The 16379-nt window shown below is 57.8% G+C and carries 14 protein-coding genes; 2 read left to right on the top strand and 12 right to left on the bottom strand.

Annotated features, from left to right (window positions below; translation table 11 throughout):
* Window positions 1–7: 7 nt before the first annotated feature.
* The 7 genes from argR to acs all read right to left on the bottom strand — a co-directional run bounded on the left by argR (window position 8) and on the right by acs (window position 8106).
* Entirely contained in the window at window positions 8–1000 is a 993-nt protein-coding gene (gene argR / locus ACOYXH_RS18185) for a transcriptional regulator ArgR (RefSeq protein ID WP_176471324.1), read from the bottom strand.
* Between the two features lie 246 nt (window positions 1001–1246).
* Entirely contained in the window at window positions 1247–2011 is a 765-nt protein-coding gene (locus ACOYXH_RS18190; RefSeq protein WP_007912705.1) for an ABC transporter ATP-binding protein, read from the bottom strand.
* Between the two features lie 27 nt (window positions 2012–2038).
* On the bottom strand, window positions 2039–3151 hold the full coding sequence (locus tag ACOYXH_RS18195; protein WP_220556861.1) for a M14 family metallopeptidase: 1113 nt from the start codon (window positions 3149–3151) through the stop codon (window positions 2039–2041).
* 1 nt (window position 3152) lies between these two features.
* Window positions 3153–3851: an ABC transporter permease gene (locus ACOYXH_RS18200; RefSeq protein ID WP_007912703.1), complete on the bottom strand. Its 699-nt coding sequence runs from the start codon at window positions 3849–3851 to the stop codon at window positions 3153–3155.
* Window positions 3848–4537 (bottom strand): ABC transporter permease, encoded by a 690-nt coding sequence (locus tag ACOYXH_RS18205; RefSeq protein WP_007912702.1) that lies wholly within the window; start codon window positions 4535–4537, stop codon window positions 3848–3850. The genes ACOYXH_RS18200 and ACOYXH_RS18205 overlap by 4 nt, the downstream gene beginning before the upstream one ends.
* 91 nt (window positions 4538–4628) lie before the next feature.
* Window positions 4629–5402 carry an ABC transporter substrate-binding protein gene (locus ACOYXH_RS18210; RefSeq protein ID WP_038366516.1) on the bottom strand — a complete coding sequence of 258 codons (774 nt, stop codon included), beginning with the start codon at window positions 5400–5402 and terminating at the stop codon, window positions 4629–4631.
* Between the two features lie 748 nt (window positions 5403–6150).
* Window positions 6151–8106 carry an acetate--CoA ligase gene (gene acs / locus ACOYXH_RS18215; protein WP_460413251.1) on the bottom strand — a complete coding sequence of 652 codons (1956 nt, stop codon included), beginning with the start codon at window positions 8104–8106 and terminating at the stop codon, window positions 6151–6153.
* Window positions 8107–8580: 474 nt separating this feature from the next.
* Here acs and ACOYXH_RS18220 point away from each other — a divergent pair, with 474 nt between their 5' ends.
* Window positions 8581–8841: a DUF2790 domain-containing protein gene (locus ACOYXH_RS18220; protein ID WP_093430405.1), complete on the top strand. Its 261-nt coding sequence runs from the start codon at window positions 8581–8583 to the stop codon at window positions 8839–8841.
* 540 nt (window positions 8842–9381) lie between these two features.
* On the top strand, window positions 9382–10632 hold the full coding sequence (locus ACOYXH_RS18225; protein WP_095126160.1) for a ribonucleotide-diphosphate reductase subunit beta: 1251 nt from the start codon (window positions 9382–9384) through the stop codon (window positions 10630–10632).
* An 86-nt stretch (window positions 10633–10718) separates the two neighbouring features.
* On the opposite strand, the gene ACOYXH_RS18230 is transcribed toward ACOYXH_RS18225, so the two are convergent.
* The 5 genes from ACOYXH_RS18230 to tglA all read right to left on the bottom strand — a co-directional run bounded on the left by ACOYXH_RS18230 (window position 10719) and on the right by tglA (window position 16373).
* Complete coding sequence (locus tag ACOYXH_RS18230; RefSeq protein ID WP_095048128.1) at window positions 10719–11999, bottom strand: MFS transporter; 1281 nt, start codon at window positions 11997–11999, stop codon at window positions 10719–10721.
* Window positions 11996–14437, bottom strand: coding sequence for a lantibiotic dehydratase (locus ACOYXH_RS18235; RefSeq protein WP_220556863.1), 2442 nt, complete (start codon window positions 14435–14437; stop codon window positions 11996–11998). Before ACOYXH_RS18235 ends, ACOYXH_RS18230 begins: the two co-directional genes overlap by 4 nt.
* Window positions 14438–14440: 3 nt before the next feature.
* Window positions 14441–15247 (bottom strand): hypothetical protein, encoded by an 807-nt coding sequence (locus ACOYXH_RS18240; protein WP_460065657.1) that lies wholly within the window; start codon window positions 15245–15247, stop codon window positions 14441–14443.
* A complete protein-coding gene (locus ACOYXH_RS18245; RefSeq protein WP_460065659.1) occupies window positions 15237–16151 on the bottom strand; it encodes an MbnB/TglH/ChrH family RiPP precursor modification enzyme in 915 nt (304 codons plus the stop codon). Before ACOYXH_RS18245 ends, ACOYXH_RS18240 begins: the two co-directional genes overlap by 11 nt.
* 66 nt (window positions 16152–16217) lie before the next feature.
* The gene (gene tglA / locus ACOYXH_RS18250) at window positions 16218–16373 is read right to left on the bottom strand and encodes a 3-thiaglutamate biosynthesis pearlin carrier peptide TglA (RefSeq protein ID WP_156685508.1); all 156 of its coding nucleotides are present in this window, start codon (window positions 16371–16373) and stop codon (window positions 16218–16220) included.
* Between the last annotated feature and the right edge of the window lie 6 nt (window positions 16374–16379).

Consider the following 16379-nt stretch of genomic DNA (forward strand, 5'->3'; position numbering starts at 1 on the left):
CCCGCCGTCAGCCACGTTCTGGCGGCACTGACGACAACTCGAACGGGCTGCTGCTGCGCCGCTGGTTGCGATCTTCCCGCGGCGTGGCACCGAAGAAGTTGCGATAGGCGCTGGAGAAATGCGGCCCCGAGGAGAAGCCACAGGACAGGCCGATCTGGATGATCGACTTGCTGGTCTGCATCAACATCTGCCGGGCTTTGTTCAGGCGCAGCTCCAGGTAGTACTGGCTCGGCACACGGTTGAGGTATTGCTTGAAGATCCGCTCCAACTGGCGACGGGACACGCACACATGCTGGGCGATTTCGTCGGTGGTCAGCGGTTCTTCGATGTTGGCTTCCATCAGCAACACCGCTTGGGTGAGCTTCGGATGGCTGGAGCCGAGACGGTTCTGCAACGGGATGCGCTGACGCTCGCCGCCCTCGCGAATGCGTTCAACGACCAGTTCTTCCGAAACCGCTCCGGCCAACTCTGCACCGTGATCGCGAGCCAATACCGCCAGTAGCAGATCAAGCACGGACATGCCGCCGCACGCGGTCAGGCGATCGCGATCCCAGTCGAACAGGTGACTGGTGGCAATGACTTTAGGGAAACGCTCGGCGAAATCGTCCTGCCAGCGCCAGTGCACGGCAGCACGATAACCGTCGAGCAACCCCAGTTGCGCCAACGGATAGACACCGGCCGACAGACCGCCGATGACCGTACCCGCACGTACCAATTGCTTGAGCGCACTGCTCAGTGCCGGCGCCAATGTGGTCGGCGGCTCGTCAGCGAGCAGGAACAGTTTCTGGAAGTTTTCGAGTTTGCCGGTCCAGGCTTCACCGGGCAATTGCCAGGCGCCTTCGGCCGCCGCTGCGGTCACGGCTTCCGCCTGCAGGAACGACAGCTCGTAAACCACCTCCGGGTGCACACGCTGAGCAACACGCAAGGCTTCCTCCGCCAGCGCCAGCGTCAACGCTTTAGTGCTGGGCCAAATCAGGAAACCAATTCGATGGGCAGTCATGGGCGGGCGATCCGAAACGAAGAACAGTGATGAAGGCATGGGCCAATGCTAGCCCGTAAATGAACACAAATCTTGAGACCAACACCGATCAACTGTAGGAGCTGTCGAGTGAAACGAGGCTGCGATCTTTTGATCTTGTTGTTGAAGATCAAAAGATCGCAGCCTTCGGCAGCTCCTACAGGAAATTGAAGCCAGCCTACTGGCTGCGAAGCATGCACTATCGCGGTGCACAACGGCAGCCCTGATTTATTTCAAACTGCCCGAGAGGAATTGTTGCAAACGTTCAGACTGCGGATTCACCAGCACTTCACGCGGGTTGCCGCTTTCTTCAACAACACCTTTGTGCAGGAACACCAACTGGTTCGACACTTCACGGGCAAAGCCCATTTCGTGCGTGACCACGACCATGGTGCGACCTTCCTGAGCCAGCGCTTGCATGACTTTCAGCACGTCTCCCACCAACTCCGGGTCGAGGGCTGAAGTCGGTTCGTCGAACAGCATCACCTCAGGTTCCATCGCCAGCGCACGGGCGATCGCCACACGCTGCTGCTCGCCACCGGACATGTGCCCCGGGAACGCGTCTTTACGATGGGCCACACCGACCTTGTTCAGGTAGTACTCGGCTTTTTCGCGGGCTTCGTACTTGGGTACGCCCAGTACGTGAACCGGCGCTTCCATGATGTTTTCAATAGCAGTCATGTGCGACCACAGGTTGAAATGCTGGAACACCATCGACAGGCGCGAACGCATGCGTTGCAGCTGTTTCGGATCAGCGGCTTTCAGCGCGCCGTCCTTGTTCGCCACCAGTTTCAGCTCTTCGTTGTTGAGCAGAATCTTGCCCGCGTGCGGCTGCTCGAGCAGGTTGATGCAGCGCAGGAAAGTACTTTTGCCGGAGCCACTGGAGCCGATGATGCTGATCACATCGCCGGCTGCCGCTTTCAGGGACACGCCCTTGAGCACTTCGTGACTGCCATAGCGTTTATGCAGGTCTTGGACTTCAAGTTTGTACATGCGGTCGGTTCTCACAAAAACAGTCAGTCAGTCGTTGAGCAAGCGCCCGTGACGCAGCGCTTCGCGCCCCGCCACCTTGGCCAGCCAGAAACCGGGTTGGGCATAACGCAGCCGTTCAATGGCAAACAGCACCCCGGAGGTACCAGCACACACCGTGCTGACCCGATCGGACAGAGGATCAATCACTTCAAAAATCTCGTCGCCGGCCTCGACCCACTCGCCGGGCTTGCGCAGAAAACTTACGACGCCCGGATGCGGCGCGAACAGCAACTCGGTGCCTTCGAACGGCATGCCTTCACAGGCCTCGTGCGCCGGGTTCGGCCACTCGCCGGTGATCAAACCTTGCTCGGCGAGGAAGGCGAGAATGCCTTCAGCATACGCGCAAGCTTCGGCGCGACCGGTATCGGCCTGACCGCCCAGCTCAATGGTCGTTGCCAGACACGCCAGTGGAATCTGCGCATCAGGGAACTGCCGCGACAGACGCAGCCATGGCAGCGAACAAGCCTCATCGAACGAGCTGCCGCCGGAATCTTCCGCGAGCAATCCGACCTTCACATTCAGGTGCGCGGCCAGTGAGCGCCACTGCGGCCAATGCTGCGGCAACGCGTACATGTGCAGTGCGGCTTCGGCATCGCAGTGCAAGTCCAGCACCACGTCGGCTGTGCAGGCATGGCTGAGCAACACGCGCTGCATGCCTTGCAACTGGCTGCTCGCCTCTGGCAATGCCGCCAGGTGATCGGCCATGGCCTGACGAATCAGGCGCACATTGGCGTGCGGATCGTCACCGAGATTGTCGGCTAAAGCGGCCGCAACCGGCGCGCTCAGTTCGACGAAATCACGATTGAAATTCTTGCCACTGCCGGCCTCGAAACGGCCCTGGTGATTGCCTTGCAGCAATTGCCCGAGACCCAAGGGGTTGGCGACTGGCACCAGCTCGATGACACCGTTGAGCAGGCCTTTGGCTTCGAGTTCGCCGAGGCGCTTTTTCAGCTCCCAGGCGGTGCGCATGCCCGGCAATTCGTCAGCGTGCAGGCTGGCCTGAATATAGGCCTTGCGCTCGCCGCGACCGAAGCGAAAGACCGAAATCTTGCGCTCGCTGCCCAAGTGGCTCCACGGCAATACGTGGTCGATGCGCTCCATATCAGTGCTTCCGCGGGGCCAGGTAGCTCAACCAGCGACGCTCGGCCAGTTTGAACAGCTTGACCAGAATGAACGTCAGGCACAGGTAGAACACGCCAGCGGTGATGTACGCCTCGAACGGCAGATAGAACTGCGCGTTGACCGTGCGCGCTGCGCCAGTGATGTCGATCAAGGTCACGATGGAGGCCAGACTGGTGGTCTGCAGCATCATGATCACTTCGTTGCTGTACTGCGGCAGTGCCCGGCGCAGGGCCGATGGCAGCAGAATGCGCTTGTACAGTTTGAAGCGCGACATGCCCATGGCCTTGGCCGCTTCGATCTCACCGTTCGGCGTGGCTTTGAGGCTGCCGGCAATGATTTCCGCGGTGTAGGCGCTGGTGTTGACCGCAAAGGCCAGGCACGCGCAGAACGTTGCGCTGGACAGCCATGGCCACAGGAAGCTTTCGCGGACCGCTTCGAACTGCGCCAGACCGTAGTAGATCAGGAACAGTTGCACCAGCATCGGCGTGCCACGAATCACGTAGGTGTAAAGCCACGCGGCGCCGTTGACGACTGGGTTCTTCGAGACGCGCATCAGCCCCAGCGGCAGGGCCGCGAGCAGACCGAAAAACAGCGACAGCGCGAGCAGTTTGAGGGTGGTCAGCAGGCCGCCGAGGTACAGCGGCATGGCCTCCCAAATGACGTTGTAGTCGAAGATCATAGATCAGCCGCCCTTACGCCTACCGAGTAGCGCTTCTCAAGTTGACGCAGGATCAGCAACGAAACACTGGTGATCACCAGGTACATCGCCGCCACTGCGAGGAAGAAGGTGAAAGGCTCGCGGGTGGCATCTGCCGCCTGCTTGGCCTTGAACATCATGTCTTGCAGACCGACCACGGAAATCAGCGCGGTGGCCTTGGTGAGAACCAGCCAGTTGTTGGTGAAGCCCGGAATCGCCAGGCGAATCATCTGCGGCACCATCACCCGGAAGAACACCTGAAAACTGCTCATGCCGTACGCCATGCCCGCTTCGGCCTGACCTTTTGGAATGGCCATGAACGCGCCACGGAAGGTTTCCGACAGGTACGCACCGAAGATGAAACCGAGGGTGCCGATGCCGGCGGCCAGCGGATTCAAATCGATGTAATCGTCATAGCCGAGCATCGGTGCGACGCGGTTGAGCAAATCCTGACCGCCGTAAAAGATCAGCAGGATCAGCACCAGATCAGGAATCCCGCGGATCACCGTGGAATAAAGATCGCCCAGCCACGCCAGCCAGCGCACCGGCGACAGGCGTAACGCGACACCAATCAGCCCGAGAACGATGGCCAGAGCCATGGACGACAAGGCGAGCTGAAGCGTCAGCCATGCGCCATCGAGGATGACAGCCCCGTAGCCTTTCAACATGATTCAGGTCCTCGAAAGTTGGGATGAAAAAATGGCGCAAACCGCAGAGATCCTGTTGCTTGCGCCATTTCGGACTTGTCGCAGAGACGTTTTACTTGCCGTAGATATCGAAGGCGAAGTACTTGTCCTGGATTGCCTTGTATTTGCCGTTTTCACGGATGGCCGCGATGGCCGCGTTAATCTTGTCTTTCAGGGCGTCACCCTTACGGACTGCGATGCCTACGCCGTCGCCGAAGTATTTGACGTCGGTGAACGCAGGACCTGCAAACGCGAAGCCTTTGCCGGCGTCGGTGTTGAGGAAGCCATCTTGCAGCAGAGTAGCGTCAGCCACGGTACCGTCGAGGCGACCGGCAGCCACGTCGAGGTAGATTTCGTTCTGCGAGCCGTACGGCTTGATCTCGGCACCCAGCGGGGCGAGGACTTCGCGGGCGAAACGCTCGTGGATCGAACCACGTTGCACGCCGATGTTCTTGCCCTTCAGCTCAGCCAGACCTTCGCTGACCTGAGTACCGGCCTTCATGACCAGACGTGCCGGGGTGTTGTAGTACTTGTTGGTGAAGTCGACCGACTTCTTGCGATCTTCAGTGATCGACATGGACGACAGGATCGCGTCGATCTTGCGCACTTTCAGTGCTGGAATCAGACCGTCGAACTCTTGCTCGACCCACACACACTTGACCTGCATCTGCTCGCACAGAGCGTTGCCGATGTCGTAGTCGAAACCGACGATGCTGCCGTCCGGTGCTTTCGAAGCGAACGGAGGGTAAGCCGCTTCGATACCGATCTTCAGAGGTTTTTCGTCAGCGAAGGCGTTCATCGACAGCACGGACAGTGCCAGGGCGCCAAGCAGCACAAGTTTCTTCATCTTGGGACTCCATCGGTAAAGGGCAAAAACGGCAGAGTGAGCGACAGCCCAATATGCGAATGGGTGAATCGGGAAATCGGTTGCTGCATCGGTGGGAAATTTCCCATTGAAACCGTCGGAGATTTCAACGTCAGCCACGATGAGCGAGTGATCGGCATTCTAACGACAGGCCCGAAGCCGATATTTCTTCAATGCGACAACTAATTACAGATGCACAGAGAAAGCGACTTGAGCACATTGACAGCCTTGCAATTTCATGCAAGAGCGAAAGACAGTGAACCGATCTATGCTGCAAATTGCGGGCCTATTATTCGCAAACCCTTCTAATCCGGCAAGCGCAGCGTTGTGTCTTATTTTTCACCGGGGGTTTCGAGGCTCTAAAACGGGGCAATGCGTTTCCCTTTGCCCCGCTCCGGGGCGGGCGGTTACACATTCGGTTACGTGGAAGGTGTTGGGTAACAGGGGGAAATGTCTTACGGGGGAGATCGATAATTATTGACCCCCCGATCGTTCCCACGCTCTGCGTGGGAATGCAGCAAGGGACGCTCCGCGTCCCCGGAGCCGACGCAGAGCGTCGAGGGAGGCATTCCCACGCAGAGCGTGGGAACGATCGGAAGGTACTCGGTCAAACTGTGGGAGCGAGCCTGCTCGCGAAGAGGCCCGCCCAGCCACCACAAAACCCCCAGACACAAAAAAAACCCGCCCGGCAAACACCGGACGGGGCTTTTCAATGCATCAAGCCGAATGCTTAAGCAACATTCATGGTCTTGTGCGTATCAATCAAATGCTGCACCACACCCGGATCCGCCAGGGTCGAGATATCCCCCAACCCGTCATATTCCGCCGTGGCAATCTTGCGCAGAATCCGGCGCATGATCTTGCCCGAGCGGGTCTTCGGTAGCCCTGGCGCCCACTGGATCACATCCGGCGAAGCAATCGGGCCGATCTCCTTGCGCACCCAGTTCTTCAATTCCAGACGAAGCTGCTCAGTCGGCTCCTCGCCATTCTTCAACGTGACATAGACATAAATGCCCTGCCCCTTGATGTCATGCGGCACACCGACCACCGCCGCCTCAGCAACTTTCGGATGCGCAACCATCGCGCTTTCGATCTCGGCCGTACCCATGCGGTGGCCAGAGACGTTAAGCACGTCATCCACGCGCCCGGTGATCCAGTAGTAGCCATCGGCATCACGACGCGCGCCGTCACCGGTGAAATACATGCCACGGAAGGTCTTGAAGTAGGTATCGACGAAACGATCGTGATCGCCATACAGCGTGCGCGCCTGACCTGGCCACGAGTCGAGAATCACCAGATTGCCTTCAGCCTCGCCCTCGATGATGTTACCGAGGTTGTCGACCAGCGCCGGCACCACACCAAAGAACGGACGTGCTGCCGAACCCGGCTTCAGCGCGTGGGCACCCGGCAACGGGCCCATCATATTGCCGCCGGTCTCAGTCTGCCACCAGGTATCAACGATCGGGCAACGCGACTTACCGACATTCTTGTAGTACCAGTCCCAGGCTTCCGGGTTGATCGGCTCGCCGACCGAACCGAGCAGACGCAGGCTGCTGCCATCCGCACCTTCAACGGCGGCCTGACCCGAGGCCATCATCGCGCGAATCGCGGTGGGTGCGGTGTAGAGGATGTTGACCTTGTGCTTGTCGACGATCTTCGCCACTCGGGTGATGTCCGGATAGTTCGGCACGCCTTCGAACAGCAACGTGGTCGCGCCATTGGCCAGCGGGCCGTAGACAATGTAACTGTGGCCAGTGACCCAGCCGACGTCGGCGGTGCACCAGTAGATTTCGCCTGGGCGGTAGTCGAACACGCGCTCGTGGGTCATCGCCGCGTACAGCAAATAACCGCCAGTGGTGTGCTGCACGCCCTTCGGCTTGCCGGTGGAGCCGGAGGTATAAAGGATGAACAGCGCTTCTTCCGCGCCCATCTCTTTCGGCGCGCAGACGGTGCCCGCCACTTTCATCAGGTCTTCGTACCAGATGTCGCGATGCTGGTTCCACTTGATGTCGCCGCCGGTGCGCTTGCACACGATGACTTTCTGGATGCTGCTGGTTTCCGGGTTGGTCAGCGCGTCGTCGACGTTGGCCTTGAGGGAAATCTTCTTGCCGGCACGGATGCCTTCGTCAGCGGTGATCACCACTTTCGATTTGCAGTCAATGATGCGACCGGCCAGGGCTTCCGGCGAGAAACCGCCGAACACCACCGAGTGAATCGCGCCGATCCGGGTGCAGGCCAGCATGGCGACCACGGCTTCGGGAATCATCGGCATATAAATGGTTACCACGTCGCCGCGGTGCACGTCCTGACCACGCAAGGCGTTGGCGAGTTTGCACACTTGCTCGTGCAGTTCGCGGTAGGTGATGTTACGGCTTTCGGATGGATCGTCGCCTTCCCAGATGATCGCGACTTGATCGCCGCGCTCGGCCAGATGACGGTCGAGGCAGTTGTAGGAAACGTTCAGGGTGCCGTCGGCAAACCATTTGATGTCGACATGGTGATCGTCGAACGACGTCTGTTTCACCGTGGTGAAAGGCTTGATCCAGTCGAGACGCTTGGCTTGCTCGCGCCAGAAGCCGTCAGGGTTGACGACCGACTGCTGGTACATGGCTTTGTAGGTCGCCTCGTCAGTCAGCGTGTTAGCCAGAACCTCGGGACGAACGGGATACAGAGAAGCCGCACTCATCTTTCCTACCTCGGTGTAATAGTTGTTTTTGTATGACCCTGTTGTAACGGGGCGGGGGCCATAGAACCATTCGACGATGGTAGTAACAAGCCCCTACAAGTCGTGGCGATACCGAACCAAAACCCTCAACCCCATGCCCCACGCCGCCTGTAGGAGCTGCCGAAGGCTGCGATCTTTTGATCTTGCGTCTAAACATCCAGATCAAACGATCGCAGCCTTCGGCAGCTCCTACAGGGGGATTTCGGGGATTGTTACCAAATCTGCCAAAGGTGTTTATCAAAACCCGCTCTGTTTACCCCCGCCCCATCTCCCTAAAATTCACCTCGCCGACAAGGCAAACGCGATTAACAACGTTACAGCCCCCACGAAGGCCGTTAATCCAGCTCTCCAGTAATAACTGCAAATGATGAAGTTCCACACGCAACCCTAAAAAGGTTGCGTGACCCCACTCGACCTCAAAAAGGTAAATCTGAAATGAAAGCTTTATTGGTTCTGGCCCTCAGCAGTCTGTGCGCAACCGCCATGGCAGATGAGGTTCCGACTGATGTCGCGCAGCAACAACCGGTTGTTGAGGAATACACTTACTCGACTCACCTGGACATCGCCAAAGTTGTTTCCATGAGCGAAGTTCCGAATGTCTGCGAAGTGGTTCCAGCCAAAATGGAATACGACGACTCCAAAGGTCAGCGTCACATCCTGCGTTACAGCATCATGGGTAACGGCTGTACCAATTGATGTTTGAGACTGCACCGAATTGGATCTCTCAGCGCTTCATTGAGGGTCGATTCCAGCCCGACTTCGGTCGGGCTAGTTGTGTTTGAAGCCGGTAAAAATGCTTGCAAAACACTAGATGTAGTGAAAAAGCGGTTTTTTTGTTCGTTTTTTGAGCAAATTCACAATAGCGAGATTTTTACGAAAAAAAATCTATCCCCGGCAAAGCCCTGTAAACCCTCACTCTCGTCGAAAAACCACCCTCCTCGACCGCTCCATGCGCGGATTCGCCTCAGCACAGCCGTGTTTTTTTCCCTATAATGCCGCCCCATACGGGTCAGCAATATTCCCTTACAGGGAGCAAAAGCCATTCTGAAGCCCCGCAGCAGCGTTCAACGCTGATTGCGCCCATCAGAGGCTCTCGGAACCCGTCAAAATTTCTGTTTATTTGCCTGCGTGCATCGCTGCAAAAAACGACATCCAACGCGGTCTGTACGACCGTGTGAAAAACCAACCAATCAGGTTTCACACGGGCACAGGCCCTCACGCAGGAGACGACACGTCATGCTGAGCTGGGACGAATTCGACAAAGAAGACAGTGAAGTAGCAGCAGTGAAAGGCGCCAACGCCGGCCACGCTAGCGAAGCCAACATGGACCGCCTCGACAACGCCGGCGGCGCCGCCGCGCTGGAAGCCCGCGCCGTGACCGCCGACGACTCGGCCGCTGTCGCCCGCGCCAAGGCTGCACTGAACTCCCTCGACGTTGCCGAAGGCCTCGCCGAGCTCGAAGGCGCCTCCGCCCGTGTCGCCGTTGACGAAAAGCGCATGATCAACTGCCGCGCCGACCTCAACCAACTCGTGCCATTCAAGTACGACTGGGCCTGGCAGAAGTACCTGGACGGTTGCGCAAACCACTGGATGCCGCAAGAAGTCAACATGACCGCCGACATCGCCCTCTGGAAAAACCCGGAAGGCCTGACCGACGACGAGCGCCGCATCGTCATGCGTAACCTCGGCTTCTTCTCCACCGCCGACTCCCTGGTTGCCAACAACCTGGTCCTGGCCGTGTACCGCCTGATCACCAACCCGGAATGCCGTCAGTACATCCTGCGCCAGGCTTTCGAAGAGGCGATCCACACCCACGCCTACCAGTACTGCATCGAATCGCTGGCCATGGATGAAGGCGAAATCTTCAACATGTACCACGAGATCCCATCGGTCGCCAAAAAGGCAGCCTGGGGCCTGAAGTACACCCGCTCGATCTCCGATCCGAAGTTCGAAACCGGCACCCCGGACACCGACAAAGAACTGCTGCGCAACCTGATCGCCTACTACTGCGTTCTGGAAGGCATCTTCTTCTACTGCGGCTTCACCCAGATCCTGTCCATGGGCCGCCGCAACAAAATGACCGGCGTCGCCGAGCAGTTCCAATACATCCTGCGCGACGAGTCCATGCACCTGAACTTCGGCATCGACGTGATCAACCAGATCAAAATCGAAAACCCACACCTGTGGGATGCCGAGATGAAGGAAGAAGCGACCCAGATGATTCTGCAGGGTACGCAGCTGGAGATCGAATACGCGCGTGACACCATGCCTCGCGGCGTACTGGGCATGAACGCGGCGATGATGGAGGACTACCTGAAGTTCATCGCTAACCGTCGTTTGTCGCAGATCGGTTTGAAAGAAGAGTATCCAGGGACGACTAACCCGTTCCCTTGGATGAGCGAGATTATGGACTTGAAGAAAGAGAAGAATTTCTTTGAGACTCGGGTTATTGAGTATCAGACTGGTGGGGCGTTGAGCTGGGATTGATTCTAGCTGCACCCCAAAAAAAACCCGCACATGCGGGTTTTTTTTTCGAGTCGGCTTCTGAACGAAAACGATCTGGCAGTCCTGGTTTACCGCGCCGTCGCTGTTTTCAGTTCCCACGGCTTAAAACTCAGCCACAGCAACACCCCCGGCACCTGCAACGCAATCATCACTCCCAGCGACCACTGATAAGCCTCTACCGGGTGCCCATGCCCAGTTGCCGGCCACAGGTTCAAAATTTCCCCCATCAACCATTGCAAGACGAACGCCAGCACGAACACCACCAGGTTGAACGACGAACTGACCCGCCCGGCCAGCTCAGGCGATACCGACTGAGCTACGATCGCGTAGTTCATGGTCGTCGAGGTGCCGAAGAAGCTGAAACCCATAGCAATCAACAGCGGCGATACAGGCAGTCCGCTGATCATCAGCGATTGAAATACGATGAAAATCGAAACCCCGGCGCCGCATACCATGATCGGTTGAACGCCAAAGCGCCGCAGGTAATCTGTGATCGAGCCGAAGGCCAGCGAGCCTGCAACCATCGCCACGGTGCCCCAGAGCAGGGTATTGGCCATGCTGGATTCGCTCAACTGGGCGACATCGCGTAGCCACGGTCCCATCCACAGCGACAGCACCGACATATAGATCGCATGGGCAAATACCGAGTACAACGCCAGTCGCCAGAATACCCACGAGGAATACAGCGTCCCCACGGCCTTGGACATTTCGGCGAGAGTGGTGTGTTTGGGTTTGTAGGTGCGCGGCACGCTGAAATGAATGACCACGCAGACGAACAAAGTCAGTAGCGCCAGGATCAAGAATGCTTCACGCCATGAGATCCACTTGAGCAGTTCATGCAAGGGCGTGGTGGACGCCATGGCGCCCAGGCCGCCTACCGATAACAGGCATGCCGTACTCAACGGCAGGCGTTCGGCGGGCAACCAGATGGCGCACGCCTTGATCGCACTCATCAGAGAACCAGCGACACCCAGGCCGATCAGACCGCGACCAATGATCAGACCCAGTTCGGTATGGGAGAAACTGAAAATCAGAGAGCCCAACACGGCGAACAGCAGCATAGGTGCCTGCACGCTGCGCGGACCGTAGCGGTCGAGCATGACACCGAGCGGAATCTGCGCCGCAGCGAAGGTCAGAAAATACACGCCGGTCAGGAGACCCAGGCTGCTGGGGGGCAGGTTCAGTTCCCGTTCCAGGTCCACATAAATCAAGGCATTGACCGTGCGAAACAGGTACGACACAAAATGGCCGAGGCCAAACGGGATGAATATGGTCAAGAACAGGTACAAAAACGTGTGCTTGATTTCCTGGTCGGCCTTGGCGCACGAGCCTGTATTCTCATTACTCATGTCGAAGCCTCGCATGTGGAAAAGGTTGTGCGTATTTCACAGCAGAAACGCCCCCGCACCTCTTCAAGCCAAAGTTCATCGGGGCACGGTCGCATTTCAGAGAACTTTACGTGACCAGCATTTTTCAGCGCATTGGTGATGCCGTCGAAGGACAACGGATTATCGAAGTCGAGGAACAGCGGTTTGGGTTCGGTATCAATCTTGACGAAGGCATAACGGGGCAAACCGTTGACGGCGGCCCAGGCACGCCATTGCAGGGTGTGCTCAAGCTCGTCGACCGAGCCCTTCGGCTCTGGCAGGAGATCGCTGGTAAATAGCCAGGAAGCGCGCTTGTAGAGGGTGCGGCCCAACCAGATACGTCGGTGTTCGTGTTTGGCCACGGCGCTGCCAGCCAAGGCGAAGCCCAGCCGATGCATGGGGGTGGAATACACGCACAGCAAGTCTTCGCTGAACTGACCCAGGGCATCGACCACTTGCAGGCGACCGTTCACCCGCAGCACTTTTGCCCTGCCGGCGGCAAACTGTTGATGCGCCGCGACACAACCGCCGCCAGACGGCAGCACCAGTTGCAAATATGAGGGCTGCAAAGGCCAGTCGATGTGGGAGCGTTGATAGCTTTCGGGCGAGTCAGCCAATACCAGACGAGGGCGTTGGAATAACGCCTCTACCTGTTGGTTTATCTGAGTATTGAACGGTCCGAACGGCGCGGCGACGGGCTGGCTCAGAGTATGGACTGCCGGATGCACTTCACCCACGATGATTTGGTAGTCGCCGCGATTGAAGGCCTCGACCGACGCGCTGGAGAGCAGGATATCCGGAGAATGATAGTCGCTGCCGAACACCTCGAAGCCAGCAACATTCAGATCGTTATTGAGCAAAGTGATCAGGCGTTCGATGTCCGCCGCGCAAAGTTGTACCTCGGGATGGTCCGGGAAGTCCTGCAGCACTTGCGTCCAGGCTGTTTCCAGGCGCTGCTCGAGATCGAGGATGAGGCGCGCTTCAAGTGCAGGTAACAGAGGCGCGAGGGTGTTGAGCAGGTCGAGAAAATCAACTGGCTGATCGGGGCTGGCAGTCTGGCGCTGTTCCCAGACTTCAATGAAAGCCTCATTGAGTTGATGCGCGATGGCTTTGATCAGCCACTGATTGATGCGCATCAGCGGCGCCAGTTCTTCATTGACCTGGCTGAGCATGGCCTGGCCAAGGCTGATGTCTATGTTTCTCGAACAATCTTCGTACACCGGGTAACGTCCGACATACATGGCGCCGGTTTCTCGGCTGAGGTCCACCCCAGCCTCGCCAAGCAGCTGGTTCAAACCCTCCAGGCATTCGGTCCGGCGCATCAGGTCGCCGTGGGCATAATCCCGGCGCAAGCCTTCCAATGCTTCAAGGCGCGATTGCCAGGCCAGGCCGAAATCAGCGGACACTTGCGCGTCGACCAGGCAGCGCTGCAGCCGCGCGATGGGGCTTCGCTCGCGAGGCGATACTTGCCAGCCTCGGCGCACGATCCGTTTGCTCACCAAGTGCTCCAGCAGGTCGCGCAGAGTGCTGGGCGCGACTTCCGGACAGGCGCTCAACATACCTGCAAACGTGGGCTCTTGACCCTGTTGGTCGCTGATGTAGTGCAATACCCGAGCGGTTTGCGGGGTGAGGCGCTGGCTTTTGCCAATCGGCATGAACAGGATCTGCTCTTGCAGATAGCAACCGGTATTGAGCTGCAACGGCATTCGGTCGGTGTCTGGACATTGCCGGTTAATCTGTTCGACGAGCCGCTGCACCACCCAGTTCTCGAAGAATGTGTGGCGCTCCTTGATCCACGCCGTGTCACCTTGGGTCAGACGTACATTGTCAGCCTGGTTGGCATCGAACCGGCCCCAGGCCAAAGGTCCGAAAAAACTTGAGGTATCGTTCTTGGCGCAAAAACGTTGCGCGTAACTCCAGCCCAAACGCAGCTTCTGTTTTTTGCGGGTATCGTTTCTGCCGTGCCGATCCCGGACCAGCTCACGGATACGTGTCATCGCCGAGGGGTTAGATATGAATAAAGCCTCGGCGACTGCGTCGTCATCCAGGAAGTCGATCAACCCTTGGCGGGCACTTTCCAGATAGGCGTCATATTCCTCGGCTGCCTCTTCACGTGCCGCCGTCCGCTCCAATAAGCCGTTCCATTGCTGCAAAGACTCGGCCAGTGGTTCGCGCAGTACTTCCGGCAGATCAGAGAGTTGCAGGACCTGGTGCTCGTTGAGTTTGCGGATGAGCTTGCGGCAGGCCTGCGGTGAGTGCGCGTTGGCTTTCTCAAGCAACGTTGCCTTCAACGCCTGCAGTGAGCGGAAGTTTTGTTCAAAGACACGGCACGATGGCAGGTCGGCGAACCGGCCCAGATCGGTCAAGTGATGAATGGGAAATCCGGTCGAGCGCAGCCAGAAGTATTGTGAGCTTTCCATGTTCTAGACCGGCATCCTGATTGCGTTGAGTTGCTGCAGTTTACCGAGCAATGACAGGTCTTCACTGCTGAGTTGCGCGGTGGGGGAGGAACTCAGTATCTGCATCAAAGTGGCGAGTGACTGCGGTTGCTCCAGGCATCTATAGAGATGCGCCGCGCGCGGGCTTATGAGCGTAAATTTATGGCGGGCCTCAGGGTCAGGTAAATACACCAGGATGTGTTGGCTGGTTTCCTCCGGGCTGCTACGCCCCAACAGGCTTTTGTCGCGCAACCACTGCGACAGCGCATAGCTACTCTGGTAAATGCGTGCACCGTCGGTGCGCTGATAATGGCCCGGCACCACGGCGCTGGTTTCCACAAGTCCGGTGTAGAGGCGCACACATTCGCGCTCAAGCCCCATCAGGTCACGGATCTGCGGGTAATCAGCGAGTTCCTGGCGCTCGAGCAGAAACCCCAGCGCCGCATCGCAATAGCCATAAACTCTTGGCCCATAATCGAGCCAATTTTGTTGCCGCAGAAATGCCTTGGACAGTTCAGGCAGATCCAGCCCGATGTTGAGCAACGCGCGCAACGTCAACGGGGCACCGGTTTCCAGCGCGTTGATAAACGAATTGACCAAGCGGAACTGATAGTTCTCGACGAACCATTTCACTCTCTCAAACTGACTGGCATACACCTGCAAAATCGCCCGCTCGTCATCGGGATAATGCTCCAGCCATTGAGTCGCCCCCTGGGCCTCGTACAACTGCTGCTGCAGTGTTTCATCGCGTAGCAGGCGTCGCCACAGCTTCCAGACCTGCTCAGCATCCATGCATCAGCTCCTTAACCGGTTTGGTGTAGTGATTCCAGATTTTCTGTGCGCGGCGCACATCGGTGACGATCATGTGTTCGTCGTTGGCGTCCATCACCCGTGTCAGCGCATGGTGGGCCTGCCCCTGGTATTCCAGGATGATCGCCGAAGGCTGGGTACGAGACATAAGCTCCTCGTATAGATCCCAGACAGGTTCAGGCACACACGAGTCATGCCAGTCGTGGTAAAGCCCTTCGTGCCAACTGCCACCCGCCAGATGCACCGAGATCACCTTGTCCAATGGCAAGGTGTCGAGGTAGTCGCGCAAGTCGAAATTTTTCAGGTTCAAGTGATTGGTGTAGATGTTGTGCAAGTCCAGGTGCAAAAAGGTGCCGGACTGCTGTACGAACCGGGCCAGGAACTCAGCTTCACGCATTTCCGCGCCCGGGCATTGCAGGTAATAAGCAGCGTTTTCATGGGCCAGCGGCATCCCGTAATGGGCCTGCAACATCTTTGCGCGTTCGGCACAACGGAGCACCTCGGCATTGGAAAACTGCAGCGGGCTGCTCCAGATGTCCAGCCAGGAGTTGTCGCCATAGAAACAATGGTTGGCGACCCATGGGCTGTTCAGCATTTTGGCCAGGGGCACATGGCGTTGCACCGCGGCGGTTTCTTCGAGAGGGCTGAAACCGAAATCGCAACCGTAATTGGAATGCGCCAGCAAGGTGAACTTCTCAGCCAGCCGATTGATCATCTCCTTGGCTGCGGGCCTGATAATCTGCGGGCCGTCCATGGGGGCCATGATGTTGTCGAGAAGGATTTCCAGCACATCGACTTCGATGTCCTCAAACGGAAACCAGTCGAGAATCTCGGGGTTGTACTGGATACCCACACCAATCGGTTCGGGCTTAACGAAGTGAGCCATGTGGTTGCCCAGTCAGAGGAAGGGGACGGCTCCCTCGACGTAACGCCGAGGAAGCGTTTGAAACGATCAGGCGAAAACTTTGCTTTCGATGATTTCGATATCGTCGAGATCAAACTCTTCGAACGCCGTTTCGTTGAGGGCTTGCGGTGCGACGTTGGTGGTGGATTCGGTGGTGAGTTCATCCGCGTTGGCGATAGCCGGGGTCACAGTAGATTGAGTCATGTCACT

The sequence above is a fragment of the Pseudomonas sp. Mb7 genome (assembly GCF_054790525.1).

Coding starts and splice junctions, on each gene's coding strand:
- argR (WP_176471324.1), bottom strand. CDS start 1,000: ATGACTGCCCATCGAATTGGTTTCCTGATTTGGCCCAGCACTAAAGCG.
- ACOYXH_RS18190 (WP_007912705.1), bottom strand. CDS start 2,011: ATGTACAAACTTGAAGTCCAAGACCTGCATAAACGCTATGGCAGTCAC.
- ACOYXH_RS18195 (WP_220556861.1), bottom strand. CDS start 3,151: ATGGAGCGCATCGACCACGTATTGCCGTGGAGCCACTTGGGCAGCGAG.
- ACOYXH_RS18200 (WP_007912703.1), bottom strand. CDS start 3,851: ATGATCTTCGACTACAACGTCATTTGGGAGGCCATGCCGCTGTACCTC.
- ACOYXH_RS18205 (WP_007912702.1), bottom strand. CDS start 4,537: ATGTTGAAAGGCTACGGGGCTGTCATCCTCGATGGCGCATGGCTGACG.
- ACOYXH_RS18210 (WP_038366516.1), bottom strand. CDS start 5,402: ATGAAGAAACTTGTGCTGCTTGGCGCCCTGGCACTGTCCGTGCTGTCG.
- acs (WP_460413251.1), bottom strand. CDS start 8,106: ATGAGTGCGGCTTCTCTGTATCCCGTTCGTCCCGAGGTTCTGGCTAAC.
- ACOYXH_RS18220 (WP_093430405.1), top strand. CDS start 8,581: ATGAAAGCTTTATTGGTTCTGGCCCTCAGCAGTCTGTGCGCAACCGCC.
- ACOYXH_RS18225 (WP_095126160.1), top strand. CDS start 9,382: ATGCTGAGCTGGGACGAATTCGACAAAGAAGACAGTGAAGTAGCAGCA.
- ACOYXH_RS18230 (WP_095048128.1), bottom strand. CDS start 11,999: ATGAGTAATGAGAATACAGGCTCGTGCGCCAAGGCCGACCAGGAAATC.
- ACOYXH_RS18235 (WP_220556863.1), bottom strand. CDS start 14,437: ATGGAAAGCTCACAATACTTCTGGCTGCGCTCGACCGGATTTCCCATT.
- ACOYXH_RS18240 (WP_460065657.1), bottom strand. CDS start 15,247: ATGGATGCTGAGCAGGTCTGGAAGCTGTGGCGACGCCTGCTACGCGAT.
- ACOYXH_RS18245 (WP_460065659.1), bottom strand. CDS start 16,151: ATGGCTCACTTCGTTAAGCCCGAACCGATTGGTGTGGGTATCCAGTAC.
- tglA (WP_156685508.1), bottom strand. CDS start 16,373: ATGACTCAATCTACTGTGACCCCGGCTATCGCCAACGCGGATGAACTC.